The following is a 256-nucleotide window of genomic DNA, read 5'->3' as shown; positions in this document are numbered from 1 at the left end:
GAGAGGAAGAGAGGGGGGAAAAAGGGAAAAGGGGGGGAAGGGAGGAGAAGAGGGGGAAGGGAGGAGAAGGAGGAAAAGGAGAGAAGGGAAAGAAGGAGAAAGAAAAGGAGGAGAAAGAAGAGAAGGAAGGGAAGAAAGAAAGGGGAAGAAAGGAAGAGGGAAAGAAAAAAGAGGGGAAAGGAGAAGAGGAAAGAAAGAAGGAAAAAGGAGGGGGGGGGAAAAAAGGAAAGGGAAAGGGAAGGAAGAGAAAGAAAAA

1 protein-coding gene is annotated in these 256 nt (G+C 47.7%); it reads left to right on the top strand.

Annotation, left to right across the window (positions count from 1 at the left end; all coding sequences use genetic code 11):
- Positions 1–256, top strand: a 256-nt coding sequence (locus LK536_RS58860; RefSeq protein WP_506092342.1) for a hypothetical protein, incomplete at both ends; no start/stop codon positions are given.

The organism is Clostridium pacaense (assembly GCF_020709765.2).
Taxonomy (GTDB): domain Bacteria; phylum Bacillota; class Clostridia; order Lachnospirales; family Lachnospiraceae; genus Enterocloster; species Enterocloster hominis.
This window is presented reverse-complemented; position numbering and strand designations above follow the sequence as displayed.